This window comes from Arthrobacter sp. 05T410, from assembly GCF_056396505.1.
Map to the genome: position 1 here is coordinate 111,023 of NZ_JBFTLP010000003.1, position 14,330 is coordinate 125,352.

The 14,330-nt window shown below is 68.1% G+C and carries 12 protein-coding genes; 9 read left to right on the plus strand and 3 right to left on the minus strand.

What is annotated here, in order from left to right:
* The first annotated feature begins 66 nt into the window (after window positions 1-66).
* The 7 genes from AC1DFR_RS05115 to proC all read left to right on the plus strand — a co-directional run bounded on the left by AC1DFR_RS05115 (window position 67) and on the right by proC (window position 8,477).
* The gene (locus AC1DFR_RS05115) at window positions 67-768 is read left to right on the plus strand and encodes an ArsR/SmtB family transcription factor (RefSeq protein WP_476850229.1); all 702 of its coding nucleotides are present in this window, start codon (window positions 67-69) and stop codon (window positions 766-768) included.
* A gap of 214 nt (window positions 769-982) precedes the next feature.
* Entirely contained in the window at window positions 983-3,721 is a 2,739-nt protein-coding gene (topA, locus tag AC1DFR_RS05120; protein WP_476872886.1) for a type I DNA topoisomerase, read from the plus strand.
* 115 nt (window positions 3,722-3,836) lie between these two features.
* Window positions 3,837-4,280: an SseB family protein gene (locus AC1DFR_RS05125; protein WP_476850227.1), complete on the plus strand. Its 444-nt coding sequence runs from the start codon at window positions 3,837-3,839 to the stop codon at window positions 4,278-4,280.
* Window positions 4,281-4,372: 92 nt separating this feature from the next.
* A complete protein-coding gene (locus AC1DFR_RS05130; protein WP_476850226.1) occupies window positions 4,373-5,377 on the plus strand; it encodes a Ppx/GppA family phosphatase in 1,005 nt (334 codons plus the stop codon).
* 114 nt (window positions 5,378-5,491) lie between these two features.
* Window positions 5,492-5,833 carry a YciI family protein gene (locus tag AC1DFR_RS05135; RefSeq protein ID WP_028277719.1) on the plus strand — a complete coding sequence of 114 codons (342 nt, stop codon included), beginning with the start codon at window positions 5,492-5,494 and terminating at the stop codon, window positions 5,831-5,833.
* A gap of 20 nt (window positions 5,834-5,853) precedes the next feature.
* Window positions 5,854-7,155 (plus strand): RNA polymerase sigma factor, encoded by a 1,302-nt coding sequence (locus AC1DFR_RS05140; RefSeq protein WP_476872887.1) that lies wholly within the window; start codon window positions 5,854-5,856, stop codon window positions 7,153-7,155.
* A gap of 488 nt (window positions 7,156-7,643) precedes the next feature.
* Entirely contained in the window at window positions 7,644-8,477 is an 834-nt protein-coding gene (gene proC, locus AC1DFR_RS05145; RefSeq protein WP_476850224.1) for a pyrroline-5-carboxylate reductase, read from the plus strand.
* 71 nt (window positions 8,478-8,548) lie between these two features.
* Here proC and AC1DFR_RS05150 read toward each other — a convergent pair whose 3' ends face one another.
* Both AC1DFR_RS05150 and AC1DFR_RS05155 read right to left on the minus strand, forming a co-directional pair.
* Window positions 8,549-9,187 carry a potassium channel family protein gene (locus AC1DFR_RS05150; RefSeq protein ID WP_374208249.1) on the minus strand — a complete coding sequence of 213 codons (639 nt, stop codon included), beginning with the start codon at window positions 9,185-9,187 and terminating at the stop codon, window positions 8,549-8,551.
* Between the two features lie 40 nt (window positions 9,188-9,227).
* The gene (locus AC1DFR_RS05155; protein ID WP_223913623.1) at window positions 9,228-10,658 is read right to left on the minus strand and encodes a TrkH family potassium uptake protein; all 1,431 of its coding nucleotides are present in this window, start codon (window positions 10,656-10,658) and stop codon (window positions 9,228-9,230) included.
* A gap of 118 nt (window positions 10,659-10,776) precedes the next feature.
* On the opposite strand from AC1DFR_RS05155, the gene AC1DFR_RS05160 reads away from it, so the two are divergent.
* Both AC1DFR_RS05160 and AC1DFR_RS05165 read left to right on the plus strand, forming a co-directional pair.
* Window positions 10,777-12,000, plus strand: coding sequence for an acetoin utilization protein AcuC (locus AC1DFR_RS05160; protein ID WP_476855537.1), 1,224 nt, complete (start codon window positions 10,777-10,779; stop codon window positions 11,998-12,000).
* An 81-nt stretch (window positions 12,001-12,081) separates the two neighbouring features.
* Window positions 12,082-12,645 (plus strand): ArsR/SmtB family transcription factor, encoded by a 564-nt coding sequence (locus AC1DFR_RS05165; protein ID WP_476855779.1) that lies wholly within the window; start codon window positions 12,082-12,084, stop codon window positions 12,643-12,645.
* Window positions 12,646-12,748: 103 nt separating this feature from the next.
* Here the strand turns inward: AC1DFR_RS05165 and AC1DFR_RS05170 are convergent, their stop codons facing one another.
* Window positions 12,749-14,095, minus strand: coding sequence for an alpha-hydroxy acid oxidase (locus tag AC1DFR_RS05170; protein WP_476872888.1), 1,347 nt, complete (start codon window positions 14,093-14,095; stop codon window positions 12,749-12,751).
* Window positions 14,096-14,330 lie beyond the last annotated feature (235 nt).

The window sequence follows — 14,330 nt, forward strand, 5'->3', positions numbered from 1 at the left end:
GTCCGGCGGCAAAACAAATGTCAAGCATTTCTTTCATAGTTTGGCGGGGCTGGATACACTGGAGGAGTGAACGCAGAAACCCCGACGGCGGAGTCAATGGCTCCGCCGGCCACCAGGCGCCGGCACCGTCCGGAGAAGCAAGTGGAAATCACCGACCCGAAGGCGATCCGTGCCTTGGCCCACGCCGCCCGGCTGGAGGTCATTTCCGAGCTGTATTCCACGCAGGTGAGCCGGACGGCCACCGAGCTTGCCGCGCAGACCGGGCTGACTCCCAGTGCCATGAGCTACCACCTGCGGGCACTGCAGAAGTGGGGCATCGTGATTCCCGCCGCCACCGCGGGGGATGCCCGGGAGCGGCGCTGGCAGGCCGCCGGTACAGATTTCACCATCCACTCGCTGGGGGGAGTGGCCAGCCCCGAGCTCGCCGTCCTGGACCTCGAGCTCGACGCCTACCGCCGCCGGGTCCGTGCCTACGCCACGGCCCGCAACGCCCGGCGCGAGAGCGGCGATACCGCCGACGGGCCGTCCTCGGTAGTACTGGCCAGCAATCTGCTGTACCTGACGCCGGACCAGCGGGCCGAACTGACGCGGCGGATCTTCGACCTGCTGCGGGACTACGAACTCGAGGATCCGGACCACCTGCCCGAAGGTGCCGAACGCATGGCCACGATGTGGTCGATGATTCCGGACGACCGCGGCCCGGCGGCCGCCGCAAAACCCGCCGCCGCAAAACCCGCCCCCGTCAAGCCCGCCGCCGGGGAGGGCTGAGCCGCCGCCGGGAAGGCCTGAACCGGTCGCGGGCACGGCGCTGAACCGCATCCGGAGTGCGCTCAGGGGCCGGCCGGCACGTGGCCCTATTGCGGCCGGAAGCCGCGTCCGCCGGGCCGTCATTTCCGGCCGGATGCGCGGGATTCTGCAAAATATGGTGAACTAGGCGGGTATGGGCGCATCTGCCCGAGCCACCTTTTTCTGTAGGAGCACCGTGCCAAGCAAGGCCAAAACCGGCAAGAAACTCGTGATTGTGGAGTCTCCAGCCAAGAGCAAGACCATCGCCAAGTACCTCGGCGAAGGCTTCATTGTCGAGGCCTCCATCGGTCACATCCGCGACCTCCCGCAGCCCTCGGAGCTCCCCGCGGAACTGAAGAAGACCCCGCTGGGCAAATTCGCCGTCGACATCGACAACGACTTCAAGCCTTACTACGTGGTGTCCTCGGACAAGAAGAAGAAGGTCGCCGAGCTCAAGGCGCAGCTCAAAGACGCCGACGCTCTCTATCTCGCAACCGATGGGGACCGCGAGGGCGAGGCCATCGCGTGGCACCTGCTGGAAGTGCTCAAGCCCAAGGTTCCCGTCTACCGGATGACCTTCGGTGAAATCACCAAGGAAGCCATCCACCGCGCCATGGACAACCTGCGCGATGTCGACCAGGACCTGGTGGACGCCCAGGAGACCCGGCGCGTCCTGGACCGGCTCTACGGCTATGAGATCTCCCCGGTGCTGTGGCGCAAGGTGGCCCGTGGCCTCTCCGCCGGCCGCGTGCAGTCCGTCGTCACCCGCATGGTGGTGGACCGCGAACGCGAGCGGATGGCCTTCAAGGCTGCCTCCTACTGGGACCTCACCGGCCAGTTCGGCGCCGGTTCCGGCTCCTTCAAAGCCAAACTCGCCGCCGTCGACGGCGCCAAGGTCGCCAGCGGCCGGGACTTCAACGACAACGGCGAACTCACCTCCCGCAACGCCGTCCACCTCAACGAGGAACTCGCCACCTCGCTCGCGGCGGGGCTGCAGGACGCCGACTTCCGCGTCCGCTCCGTCGACACCAAGCCGTACACCCGCCGCCCGGCGGCGCCGTTCACCACCTCCACCCTGCAGCAGGAGGCCGGCCGCAAGCTGCGCTTCTCCTCGAAGAGCACGATGCAGGTGGCCCAGCGGCTCTACGAAAACGGCTACATCACCTATATGCGTACGGACTCGTCCGCGCTGAGCAACGAGGCCGTCACGGCCGCCCGGCGCCAGGCCTCCGAGCTGTACGGCCCCGAGTACGTGCCGCAGTCGCCGCGGGTCTACAGCGGCAAGGCAGCGAACGCGCAGGAAGCCCACGAGGCCATCCGTCCCGCCGGCGACTCCTTCCGTACCCCGGCCCAGGTGGCCCAGCAGCTCTCCGGCGACGAATTCCGCCTCTACGAGCTCATCTGGAAGCGCACGGTCGCCTCGCAGATGGCTGATGCCAAGGGCTCCACCGCCACGATCCGCCTCGGCGCCGTTACCGTTGGTGACCCGGCCGACCGCCGCGACGCCGAATTCTCGGCGTCGGGCACCGTCATCACCTTCCCCGGCTTCCTCGCCGCCTACGAAGAAGGCAAGGACGAAAGCCGCGGCGACGACGAATCCGAGGAAGCACGCCGGCTGCCCAACGTGGCCAAGGACGACGCGCTCACTGCCAGCGACATTGTCGCCGTCGGCCACGAAACCTCGCCGCCGCCGCGCTACACCGAAGCCTCGCTGACTGCGGAGCTGGAAAAGAAGGGCATCGGCCGCCCCTCGACCTATGCCTCCACCATCTCCACGATCCAGGACCGCGGCTACGTCCGGAAGCAGGGCTCCGCGCTGGTCCCGAGCTGGATCGCGTTCTCCGTGATCCGGCTGCTCGAACAGCACTTCCACGACTACGTGGACTACGAGTTCACGGCCGACATGGAAGCGGACCTGGACAAGATCGCCAACGGCCAGGCGGCCGGACCCGCGTGGCTCAAGCACTTCTACTTCGGTGAGGACTCCGAGCCCGGCCTGCTGAGCATCGTGAACAACCTCGGCGAGATCGATGCCCGCGAGATCAACTCCATCCCCATCACGGACGCGATCACCCTCCGGGTCGGCAAGTTCGGCCCGTACCTGGAAAGCTCCACCGCGACGGTGGATCCCGAGACCGGCGAAGTGGTTGAGGCGGCCCGCGCCAACGTCCCCGAGGACCTGGCCCCGGACGAGCTCACGGCCGCCAAAGCCGTTGAACTCATGGAGACCGCTGCCCCGGAGGAGCGCGTCCTCGGCGCGGACCCGCACACCGGGCACACGATCGTGGCCAAGAACGGCCGCTACGGCGCCTACGTCACCGAGATCATCCCGGAGATGACCGAGGAACAGCTGGCCAACCAGCCCGTTGAGTACTACAAGAACGGCAAGCCCAAGCCGCCGAAGAAGCCCGTCAAGGCCAAGCCGCGCACCGGGTCCCTGTTCGCGTCCATGAGCGTGGACACCATCACGCTGGACGAGGCGCTGCAGCTCATGAGCCTGCCCCGCGTGCTTGGCCAGGACGCCGACGGCAACCCGATCACGGTGCAGAACGGCCGGTTCGGCCCGTACCTGAAGAAGGGCACGGACTCCCGCTCCATCGGCTCCGAAGAGGAGATCTTCACGATCACGCTCGAGGCGGCGCTGGAGATCTACTCGCAGCCCAAGCAGCGCGGCGCCCGTGCCGCCGTGCCGCCGCTGGCCGAATTCGGACCGGACCCGGTCTCGGAGAAGAACATCGTGGTGAAGGAAGGCCGGTTCGGCCCGTATATCACCGACGGCGTCACCAACATCACCGTCCCGCGCAGCACCTCGGTCGAGGAGCTGACCCGGGAACAGGCCGTCGAACTCCTCGCGGAGAAGCGGGCCAAGGGCCCGGTCAAGCGCACGACGACGGCCCGCAAGGCGCCCGCACGGAAGGCCCCGGCCAAGAAGTAGGCAGCACGCCGAAATCGCCGGAAACCTGCCGATTCGCCGGAAAATACCGGCGAATCCGCAGGTTTCCGGCGATTTCGCGTTTGCGGACCGGCCGTGGACGTGATCGAGTAGGAATATGACTGAACAGCCCGCACACCTGGACAACCAGCCGCTGAACGAACTCGAGGAGCAGCTCGCCCGGGGGGAGCAGCCGGACGCCAACCCGGTGGACGTGATCCTGGCCTTCCTCAACAACGAGGTCTATGTGGTCAGCTCCGACGCCCTCGAGGGCCCCGACTCGCAGGTGGAGCCGCTGGTCCTCGCCAACTCCTCCGGCAAGCCCGTTCTGGCCGTTTTCTCGCACCCGAGCCGCGTCACCGAGCAGTATCTCGCCGCCGCCCCGAACGTGCTGGGCACGCAGGGCGCCGCGATCATCGGTAACCTCGGCGCCGAGCTCGGCATGGTGATCAACCCCGGCGCCGCCTACGGTTTTGAAATCGACCCGGAGGGCGTGGCCAACATCCGCCGCGACTTCAAGCCAACGGACGAGCCCGCTGACGGCTCCGCCGACCCGGCTTAGGCCCGTAATCGGCCAGACTGCGACGGCGGTATTCTTCGCGAATACCGCCGTCGCAGCTAGGCCGGCCGCTCCGTGGGGGGAATAATGGCAGCATGCGTCTAGGCGTCCTCGACATCGGGTCCAACACTGTCCATCTCCTGCTGGTCGACGCCCATCCCGGCGCCCGCCCGGTCCCCTACGCCTCGCATAAGCGGCGGCTGTCGCTCGTGCAGTACCTCGACGACGACGGCAACATCGACGACGACGGGCAGCATGAACTGGTCGAGTTCGTCCTCGAGGCGTGGGAATTCGCGGCCAAGCACAAAGCCGACGACCTCCTCGCGTTCTGCACCTCGGCCATCCGCGAGGCCACCAACGGCGCTGACGTCCTGGCCCGCGTCAAACATGAAACCACCGTCACCCTCCGGGAGCTCACGGGCAGCGAAGAGGCGTCCATGACCTTCTTCGCCGTCCGGCGCTGGTACGGCTGGGGTGCCGGGCCCATCCTGAACCTGGACATCGGCGGCGGCTCCTTCGAGATGGCCCTCGGACAGGACGAGCTGCCCGAGCTGGCGATGTCCGTTCCGCTCGGCGCCAGCCGGCTGACGCGCGACTGGCTGCCCGAGGACCCGCCCTCGGCCAAGAGCATCAAGGAGCTGCGCCGCTACATCCGCTCCACGCTCAAACCCGCGGTGCGCAAATTCGAGAAGCTGGGCCCGCCCAACCTTGTCGCGGGCACATCCAAAACTTTCCGGTCCCTCGCCAGGATTGCCGGGGCCGCCCCCAGCGGCGCCGGGCCCTACGTCAAGCGGGAGCTGCTGGCCCTCGACCTCGGGCTCTGGGCGCAGCGGATCTCGGCCATGGAGATAGGGGACAGGCTCCACCTGCCCGGCGTCTCCGAGGCCCGCGCGCCGCAGGTCCTCGCCGGCGCCCTCGTCGCGGAAGCGGCACTGGAAATGTTCAAGTTCGACAGCATGGTGACCTGCCCGTGGGCCCTGCGTGAAGGACTCATCCTCCGCCGCCTGGACCAGCTGGTGTTTGAGGGGCCGATCGATCCCCCGCCGCACGTGGCAGAGCAACCGCCGGCGCGGCTTCAGTCGCCGGAAAAGGCTCTCTGAGACGGCTTGGGCCAGCGGCGGGTGTCGAGACTGTGTCGATCCGGAGCGTCCTCGATCGTGTAAGTGCTGAGAGGCCGGCACGGCGCCGGCCGATTCGACAAGGAGGCACCCGAAATGACGCAGTACCTGCTCAGCATTTACCAGCCGGACGGCCCTGCCCCGGACCCTGAGTTCCTCGAACCCATCATGCGTGACCTGGCGGCCCTGAACCATGAAATGCAGGCGGCGGGGGCCTGGGTGTTCGCCGCGGGTCTCCACCCGGCGGAGTCCGCGACAGTCCTGCGGCCCAACGGTGGCGAGATCCTGGTGACCGACGGGCCGTTCACCGAAGGCAAGGAGCACCTCGGCGGATTCACCGTGATCGAGGCCGAGGATCTGGACGCGGCCCTTGGCTGGGCAAGGAAGCTGGCCGGCGCCACCACACTTCCCGTCGAAGTCCGTCCGTTCCAGCACTAGCCGCCGTCGGGGGTGCTGGTGTGGGTGAGCGCCGTGGACATGAGGCAGCGACCGAGGCGGACATCGCCCGGGTGTTCCGGCGCGAGTACGGGCGCGCCGTAGCCGTTCTGACGCGGACGTTCGGGAACATCGATATTGCCGAGGACGCCGTCCAGGATGCTTTTGCTGCGGCGGTCCAGCACTGGCCCTCGGCCGGCATCCCGCCCAGCCCGGCTGGCTGGATCATCACGACGGCACGGCACCGGGCGATTGACCGGCTGCGGCGGGAAGCCTCACGCGAGGACAAGCACGCACAGGCGGCCCTGCTCGCGGCGGCGCGGTCCGGGGCCGGACCCGCGCCGGCCGCCGAAGAGCAGTTCCTGGCGGAACAGTCAGGGGTCGAGGACGTGGACGACGATACTTTGCGGCTGATTTTCACCTGCTGCCATCCTGCCCTGGCCGGGTCCGCCCAGGTGGCGCTGACGCTGCGGCTTCTGGGTGGATTGACGACGGCGGAAATCGCCAGGGCCTTCCTGGTCCCGGAAGCGACCATGGCGCAGCGGCTGGTCCGGGCCAAAGCGAAAATCCGGGATGCCAAAGTCCCATACCGGGTCCCGCAGGGCGCCGACCTGCCCGAACGGCTGCAATCGGTGCTGGCGGTGGTCTACCTCATCTTCAACGAGGGCTACACCGCGGGCCCCGCCGACGGCCCGGAACGTACGGAGCTCTGCACGGAAGCCATCCGGCTCGGCAGGCTGTTGGCGTCGCTGATGCCGGACGAGCCGGAAGCGGCGGGACTGCTGGCGCTGATGCTGCTCATCGAGTCCCGCCGCGCGGCGCGATTCACGCCCGACGGGGGACTGGTGCTGCTCGCGGCCCAGGACCGGGGGCACTGGGACAGCGCCCTGGCCGACGAAGGCCGAGAGCTGGTGCGCCGGTGCCTGCGCCGGAACCGGCCGGGACCGTATCAGCTCCAGGCGGCGATCAACGCCGTCCACAGCGACGCCGCGGCCGCCGGGGACACCGACTGGGCGCAGATCCTGCAGTTGTATGACCAGCTTCTGGCCGTCGTGCCGGGTCCTGTCGTGGCGCTGAACCGCGCCGTGGCCCTGGCAGAGCTCCACGGGCCCGTTGCCGGGCTGGCGGCGGTCGAGGGCCTGGGACTGGACACCTACTACCTCTTCCACGCCGTCCGCGCCGACTTCCTGGTGCGGCTGCGCCGCTATCCGGAGGCCGCCGAAGGCTACAGGCGGGCGCTGGCGCTTGCCGGCAGCGCCGCGGAACGCCGGTTCCTGGAAGGCAAGCTCCGCAGCCCGGTGTTCGTCGGGGCCGCAGACGGGTAGAAAGCAGACGGCTGGAAACCTGGGCCGGGCCGCGCCCCGTGGCGGGCCCGTTCGCGCCGGTTAAAAGAGTAGGGCCGGGCGATCTGGAGCAGGACTTGGGGGAACTCTGCTGCAAATCGCCCGGCGCACCGCCGGCTCCGGGGGAACCGGCTATCATCACTCGCACCTGTTGAGGCACTTTCCAAGGTAATGGGCGATCATGGGTGCGCAGCGAGTTTTCCCTGTGTGTTCGCTGGCAATCCGACGGCGTCCCCTGGATGGTGGCCGGCTCCGCCGCGGGGGCTTTAAACGGCAAAGGCACCGGCGGTCCGCTGCGGGAAAATGGGAAAACCCGCTGCAACCACCGGTGCCGCGCAGGCATCCGCATGCCTGCTGCATCACTCGCACCCTCAATGAGGTAGTTACAACGTTAGGTTCCAAAGTTGTGCGCTGACTGCGCTGAAGGTGGGAGCTGGCTGGGAATCACGTCAGACTGCAATGATGGGGACATGAGCAACCGAATCGCATTCCTGGGCTGTGGGTCAATGAACGAGGCAATTATGGCGGGGCTGATCGACGGCGGCGTCGACCCGGGCGACATTGTCGCAACCGTCCGCCGGGCCGGGCGCGCGGCCGAGCTGGCCCAGCGCCACCCCGGGATCACCGCCATCGCGGGCGAAGAAGAGCCGGACAACAATAAACAGGCCGCCACCGGCTCCGCCGTCGTGATCCTGGGCGTAAAACCCGTGGGGATCGCGGACCTGGCCCGGGAAATCAGCGGGTCCCTTTCACCGGGCACGATCGTCATCAGCGTTGCGGCCGCCGTGTCACTGGAGCAGCTGGAGGCGGCGCTGCCGGCCGGCCAGCCCGTCATCCGCACGATGCCGAACACGCCGGCGAAGCTGGGCCGCGGCGTGGTCTCCGTCTCGCCCGGGACCAGCTGCTCCGCCGGGCAGCTCCAGCGCGCCAAGGACATCCTCGCAGCCGCCGGCACGGTCGTGGAGATCCCGGAAGAGCAGGTGGACGCCCTCTCCGCGATCAGCGGCTCGGGCCCGGCCTACGCCTTCTACCTGGCGGAGGCCATGGCCGAGGCCGGGGCACGACTGGGCCTGGACCCGGAGCTGTCGCTGTTGCTGGCCCGCGAGACCGTCGCCGGGGCGGGCTTCATGTTGGCTGAGCCCGGCGCGGATCCTGCCGCATTGCGCAAGGCGGTCACGAGCCCGAACGGCACCACGGAACGGGCCATCGCCACCTTTGACGAGCGCGGACTGCCGGCCATCATTGCCGACGGCGCCCGCGCGGCGGCTGAGCGCGCCGCGGAAATCACCCGACAGCTCGCCTGAGCCGGCCCGGGCGGGCCCCGGAGCCGCAGCCCTGGAGCCGCAGCCCTGGAGCCGCAGGCTCCGGTTGCGGCCTACGGGCGGGCAGCGAACCGTTCGAGCAGGTCCACGTGGCCCGAAACGATGAGCATGTCCCGCGAAGAAACCTTGGTTTCCGGCCGTGCGTAGGTGAAGTCCTCGCCCGGGGACTTCACGCCCACAATCGTGACGCCGTACTTGGACCGGACCTTGGACTCATCGAGGGTGAAGCCCACGGTCTCGCGCGGCGGGTACATCTTGACGATCGCGAAGTCGTCGTCAAACTCGATGAAGTCCAGCATGCGCCCGGAGACCAGGTGCGCGGCGCGGACACCGGCGTCGGCCTCCGGGTAGATGACGTGGTTGGCGCCGATGCGGGTGAGGATCTTGCCGTGCGAGGGCGTGATCGCCTTGACCCAGAGGTGTTCGATTCCCAGGTCCACGAGGTTCACCGTGATCAGCACGGAGGATTCGATCGAGGTGCCCACGCCCACGACGGCGGAACTGAATTCCTGGGCGCCGAGCTGGCGGAGGGCATCGATGTTGGTGGCGTCGGCTTCCACCACGTGCGTCAGGACGCTCGCCCACTTCTGGACGAGGGCGCGGTCGCGTTCAATGGCCAGGACCTCCCGGCCCTGCTTGACCAGCTGTTCTGCGGTGGATGCACCAAAACGGCCCAGCCCGATCACCAGCACGGGGGCGTTGTGGGCGGGGCGGTTGACGGCGCCTGAGGAACTAGCCAATGATCGGTCTCTCTTCCGGGTAGTGGTACAGCTGGCTGCGCTGGCGCAGGGCCAGGCCGGCGGCAAGGGTGACCGTCCCGACGCGCCCGGCGAACATGAGCAAAGCGAGGACGTAGACCCCCTCCGGCGGCAACTCTGCACTGAGGTTGGTGCTGAGGCCCACGGTGGCGAAGGCGGAAATGGTTTCAAACAGGACCCGGTCCAGGGATGCATGGCTGATATGCAGGAGCAGGAGGGCCGAGACCGAGACGAGGGTGGCGCCGGCGACGATCACCGAGATGGCCACGCGCATGGTGCCCTCGGGGATGGTGCGGCCGTAGATCTTCACGTCCGCGTCGCCGCGGGCCTCGGCGGTGATCGCCAGGAACATTACGGCGATGGTGGTGACCTTGATGCCGCCGGCCGTGGATGCGGAACCTCCGCCGGCGAACATGAGGGCATCGGAGAGCAACATGGTGGTGGACTCCATGTGGTTCTGGTCCACGAGGTTGAAGCCGCCGGAGCGCAACATGACTGAGGCAAAGAGCGCATGCGTGATCTTGTCGCCGAGGTCCATGTCCCCGATGGTGCGCAGGTTGTCCCACTCCAGGAAGCCCCAGAGGACCGTGCCGGCGGCCAGGAGAATGAAGGACACCTGGATGGTCAGCTTGGTGTGGAGGTTCCATTTCTTCCACCGGAGCCCGTTCTGGTGCAGCACCATGACCACCGGGAAGCCCAGGCTGCCCAGGAATACCCCGAGCATCAACGGGACGAGGATCCAGAGATCAGTTTCGTACGGCACGATTCCGTCCGAATGCGGCGTGAATCCGGCGTTGTTGAACGATGAAATGGCATAGAAGACCCCGTGCCAGACGGCCTGCGGGAAGCCCTCCCCGAGGACCAGGAAGCGGGGGATCAGGGTCACGGCCAGGGCGGCCTCGATCACCACGGAGGTCACAATCACGATCCGGAGCAGCGTACCGACTTCGCCAAGCCGGCCGGCATTCATGGCCTCCTGGGCGATCAGCTTGCCGCGGACACCGAGTCTCTTGCTGACCATGAGCGCCAGCAGCGACGCGAGGGTCAAGGTGCCCAGGCCGCCCACGAAAATGCCGACCAGGATTACGAGCTGGCCGAAGAAGGACCAGTGCACAGCGGTGGAGACCACGGTCAGTCCCGTGACGCAGACAGCGGACGCCGCGGTGAAGAACGCCTGATGCAGTGGTGTGACTTGTCCCGTCGCGGAAGCCATGGGCAGCGAGAGCAAAGCGGTGAAGACCAGAATCACGACGCCGAACGCCGAGAGCGCCAGGCGGGCGGGTGAGCTGTTCGCGATGCTGTCAATGAAGTCGCGCAGGCGTGTGAAGATCCACAGGCCTTCCCGCTCCGGCATGCCTGGCTGCCAGCTGGCCGGGCTCGTGGACCTCGACTGGCTTTGCGTCATGTTCTTCCTCGGTTGAAACTTCTTCCCCAAGTAGTAAACCACTAAACACCGGGTAATGGCCGGGGGAACGCCCGTGCGCGCGCGGGAAGCCGGGGACCGCTCGGGTAGCCTGTGATTGATGACATTCCTGCCCGGACTCGCTCAGACCGCGCTGCCAACGACGGTGGTGTGGGCCCCAGCCATGACTGCCTACAACTTTGGCCACTCCCACCCGATGGCGCCGGAGCGCATGGAGCTCACAGCGAAGCTGGCCGGCAGCCTTGGACTGCTGGATCTGGACCACGTCACGGTAGCGGCTCCGGACGTCGCCACCGACGCGGAGCTGGGCGCGGTCCACAGCCCGGAGTTTGTGGCCGCCGTGCGGCGCGTGAGCGCAAACCCGGACACGTCCGACCACGCCAGGGGTCTCGGAACCGAGGATGACCCCGCTTTTGCCGGCATGCACGAAGCCAGTGCCCGGCTGGCCGGCGGCTCCCTGCTGGCGGCCGCAGCTGTCCTGGACGGCAGCGCCGTGCGGGCCGTGAACTTCGGCGGCGGGATGCACCACGCCTCCCGGGACCGCGCGAGCGGTTTTTGCATCTACAACGACGCCGCCCTCGCGGTCCAGCGGCTGCTCGACGGCGGCGTCCGGCGGGTGGCCTACGTCGACGTCGATGCGCACCACGGCGACGGCACGCAAAGCATCTTCTGGGACGATCCGCGCGTCCTGACCATTTCGCTGCACGAATCCGGACTGACCCTCTTCCCGGGCACCGGGTTTGCCAACGAGATCGGCGGACCGAACGCGCAGGGCAGCGCCGTGAACGTCGCCCTCCCGGCCGGCACCGTCGACGCCGGGTGGCTGCGGGCCTTTCACGCCGTCGTGCCCCAGCTCATTGGCGCGTTCGAACCGGAAGTGATCGTCAGCCAGCACGGCTGCGACTCGCACCGGCTTGACCCGCTCACCCACCTGAACATCAGCGTGGACGGCCAGCGCGAGGCCGCCACGGCGATAGGAAACCTCGCCGCACGCTACTGCGAGAACCGGTGGATTTCCACCGGGGGCGGCGGCTACAACGTGGTCAGCGTGGTGCCGCGGTCCTGGAGCCACCTCATAGCCATCGCCGCCGGCCGCCCGGTGCCGCTGCGCACCCCGGTTCCGGAGGATTGGCGCAACTACGTCAAAGACAAATATGGCGCCAGGTTCGGCGTGGAGCCCCCCGAGACGATGGGCGACGACGTGGACCTCTGGTGGCGGTCCTGGGAAGTGGGTTTCGACCCCAACGACGAGGTGGACCGCACCATCATGGCCACCCGCAAGGAAGTGTTTCCCCTGCACGGACTGGACCCCTGGTTCGACTGAATCCGGGCCGGGCTTGGGGGCTTGCACCAACGGAACAATTCGTGGATGCCATCTGGCGTATATGTCGCTAGTGTGGAGGGCATGGTGACAGACGACGTATTTGCCGTCATTGCTGAGGCAACCAGGCGTGACATTCTGATAGCCCTCCGCAAGGGGGACAAAGCGGTGGGGGAACTGGTCCAGGAGCTTGAAGCAAGCCAGCCCACCATTTCCAAGCATCTCAAAGTCCTCCGGGAAGCGGACCTGGTGAGCATGCGCGCCCAGGGCCAGAAGCGGTATTACACGCTCAACCCCAAGCCGCTCACCGGGATCGCCACCTGGCTGCAGGCGTTCGACGTCGGCCCCGCCGCGACGGCGGACGCGGCCGCCGCCCTCCACCCCGAAGCCGGCCCCGCAGCCGTCCCGGAAGGTCTGGCCGCCGCCGCTGTTCCGCAACCAGCCGTCCCACAACCGGTCGCCGCGCAACCCGCCGCAGCACTGGCGGGCCGCCCTGCCGGCAGCCCACTGAGCCCCGCCGTCGTCATCCCGGTGGGAACGGCGGGGGAAGACAAGATGCCCCAGCAGATCGGGCGGACCGTGGGCCGGGCCGCCACCAGGGCCGCCGATCTCCTGGCCAACCTGCCCAAATTCGGCCGCAAGAAGTAGGCTTTCCTGCCCCGCGTATGCCGCCCTGGGTATGAGCGCGGCCATCCGCCCCGCCCAAAGGCACCTAGCCGATCTTTCGGGCGCCAGGGGCTTGTCAGAGGTGCTAGGTGCGGAGGATCCGCACGTGCTCGGGGGTGAGGTCCGCGACCCGGCTGACGCCCAGCAGGGCCATGGTGCGTTCCATGTCCTTCTCCAGGATTTGGAGGGCACGGTCCACACCGGCCCGACCGCCGGCCATGAGCCCGTACAGGTAGGCACGGCCGATCAGCGTGAAGTCGGCGCCCAGGGCGAGGGCGGCGATGATGTCCGCGCCGCTCATGATGCCGGTGTCCAGGATGATCGCCGCGTCGCTGCGGTCCGCCTTCAGCGCGGCGGAGACCTCGGGGAGCAGGTGGAACGGGACCGGTGCCCGGTCCAACTGGCGGCCGCCGTGGTTGGAGAGCACAATCCCGTCCGCGCCGTGGTCCACCACCCTGCGGGCGTCGTCGACCGTCTGGATGCCCTTGACCACCAGCTTGCCCTTCCAGGTCTCGCGCAGCCAGTCGAGGTCGGCGTAGGTCAGGGTGGGGTCGAACATGGAGTTGATGAGGTCCGCGACCGTCCCCGTGTAGCGGGACAGCGACGCGAAGGTCAGCGGCTCGTGAGTGAGGAAGTTGAACCACCAGGCCGGCCGGTAGGACGCATCCAGGACGGTCTTGAGCGTCAGCGCGGGCGGGATGGTCATGCCGTTGCGGACGTCGCGGAGCCTGGCGCCGGCGACGGCGGTGTCCACCGTGACCATGAGGGTGTCGTTTCCCGCGGCGGCGGCACGCTGGATCAGTTCCAGCGAACGGTCCCGGTCCGTCCACAGGTACAGCTGGAACCAGTTGCGGCCGGTGGGTGCGGCGGCGGCCACGGCCTCCAGGGACGCCGTGCCCATGGTGGAGAGGGTGTACGGAATGCCGGCGGCTGCGGCGGCCTGGGAGCCGGCGTATTCGCCCTCGGACTGCATCATCCGGGTGAAGCCGGTGGGCGCGATCCCCACCGGGAGCCGGGACGGCCCGCCCAGGATGACGGTGCTGAGGTCGATGCTGGAGACGTCCCGCAGGACCCCGGGCCGGAATTCGATGTCCAGGAACGCCTGGCGGGCGCGGCGGAGGGAGATTTCGGCCTCGGCGGCGCCGTCCGTGTAGTCGAAGGGCGCCTGGGGTGTGCGGCGCTTGGCCATGTCCCGCAGGTCCCAGATGGTGCTGGCACGGCGCAGCCTGGCGGCCCGGCTGAATTCCGGCTTCTTGAACTGCATCAGGGGAGCAAGGTCGGCGTACTTGGGCACGCGGCGCTTCAACGCGGCAGGGAGCCCGCCGGCGGCCGCGGCTGTGTGGTGCCCGGATGCGGAGACCGCAGGGCCAGGGGCCGTGGCCGCGGGAGTGGTCGGAGCCTCGGGGTTGCCGGGCGGGACGGTGTGCGTCATGGCTGCCTCCATTTGCGGATCGGATGCTGTGCTGGGTTTCCTCACACTCTAGGTGGTGCCGGTGTGCGTCGAGATGTCATTTCGCGGCAGTGCCGGCGAACACCGCCGCGACGTGCCTGCCCGGCGACCACGGACCTGGTCCTGGCCGCCCGGAACTGGCCGCCGCGGATTGTTACGTCCGGCGTTTGCTCCGGCCGCGGCTCCGGGGCTATGGTCAACGCTATGACTAACCGTT

What these genes read in the sequence shown, in the direction of transcription:
- AC1DFR_RS05170 (WP_476872888.1), bottom strand. Translation starts at nt 14,095, where the DNA reads ATGACGCACACCGTCCCGCCCGGCAACCCCGAGGCTCCGACCACTCCC.
- AC1DFR_RS05130 (WP_476850226.1), top strand. Translation starts at nt 4,373, where the DNA reads ATGCGTCTAGGCGTCCTCGACATCGGGTCCAACACTGTCCATCTCCTG.
- AC1DFR_RS05155 (WP_223913623.1), bottom strand. Translation starts at nt 10,658, where the DNA reads ATGACGCAAAGCCAGTCGAGGTCCACGAGCCCGGCCAGCTGGCAGCCA.
- proC (WP_476850224.1), top strand. Translation starts at nt 7,644, where the DNA reads ATGAGCAACCGAATCGCATTCCTGGGCTGTGGGTCAATGAACGAGGCA.
- AC1DFR_RS05135 (WP_028277719.1), top strand. Translation starts at nt 5,492, where the DNA reads ATGACGCAGTACCTGCTCAGCATTTACCAGCCGGACGGCCCTGCCCCG.
- AC1DFR_RS05160 (WP_476855537.1), top strand. Translation starts at nt 10,777, where the DNA reads ATGACATTCCTGCCCGGACTCGCTCAGACCGCGCTGCCAACGACGGTG.
- AC1DFR_RS05125 (WP_476850227.1), top strand. Translation starts at nt 3,837, where the DNA reads ATGACTGAACAGCCCGCACACCTGGACAACCAGCCGCTGAACGAACTC.
- AC1DFR_RS05165 (WP_476855779.1), top strand. Translation starts at nt 12,082, where the DNA reads ATGGTGACAGACGACGTATTTGCCGTCATTGCTGAGGCAACCAGGCGT.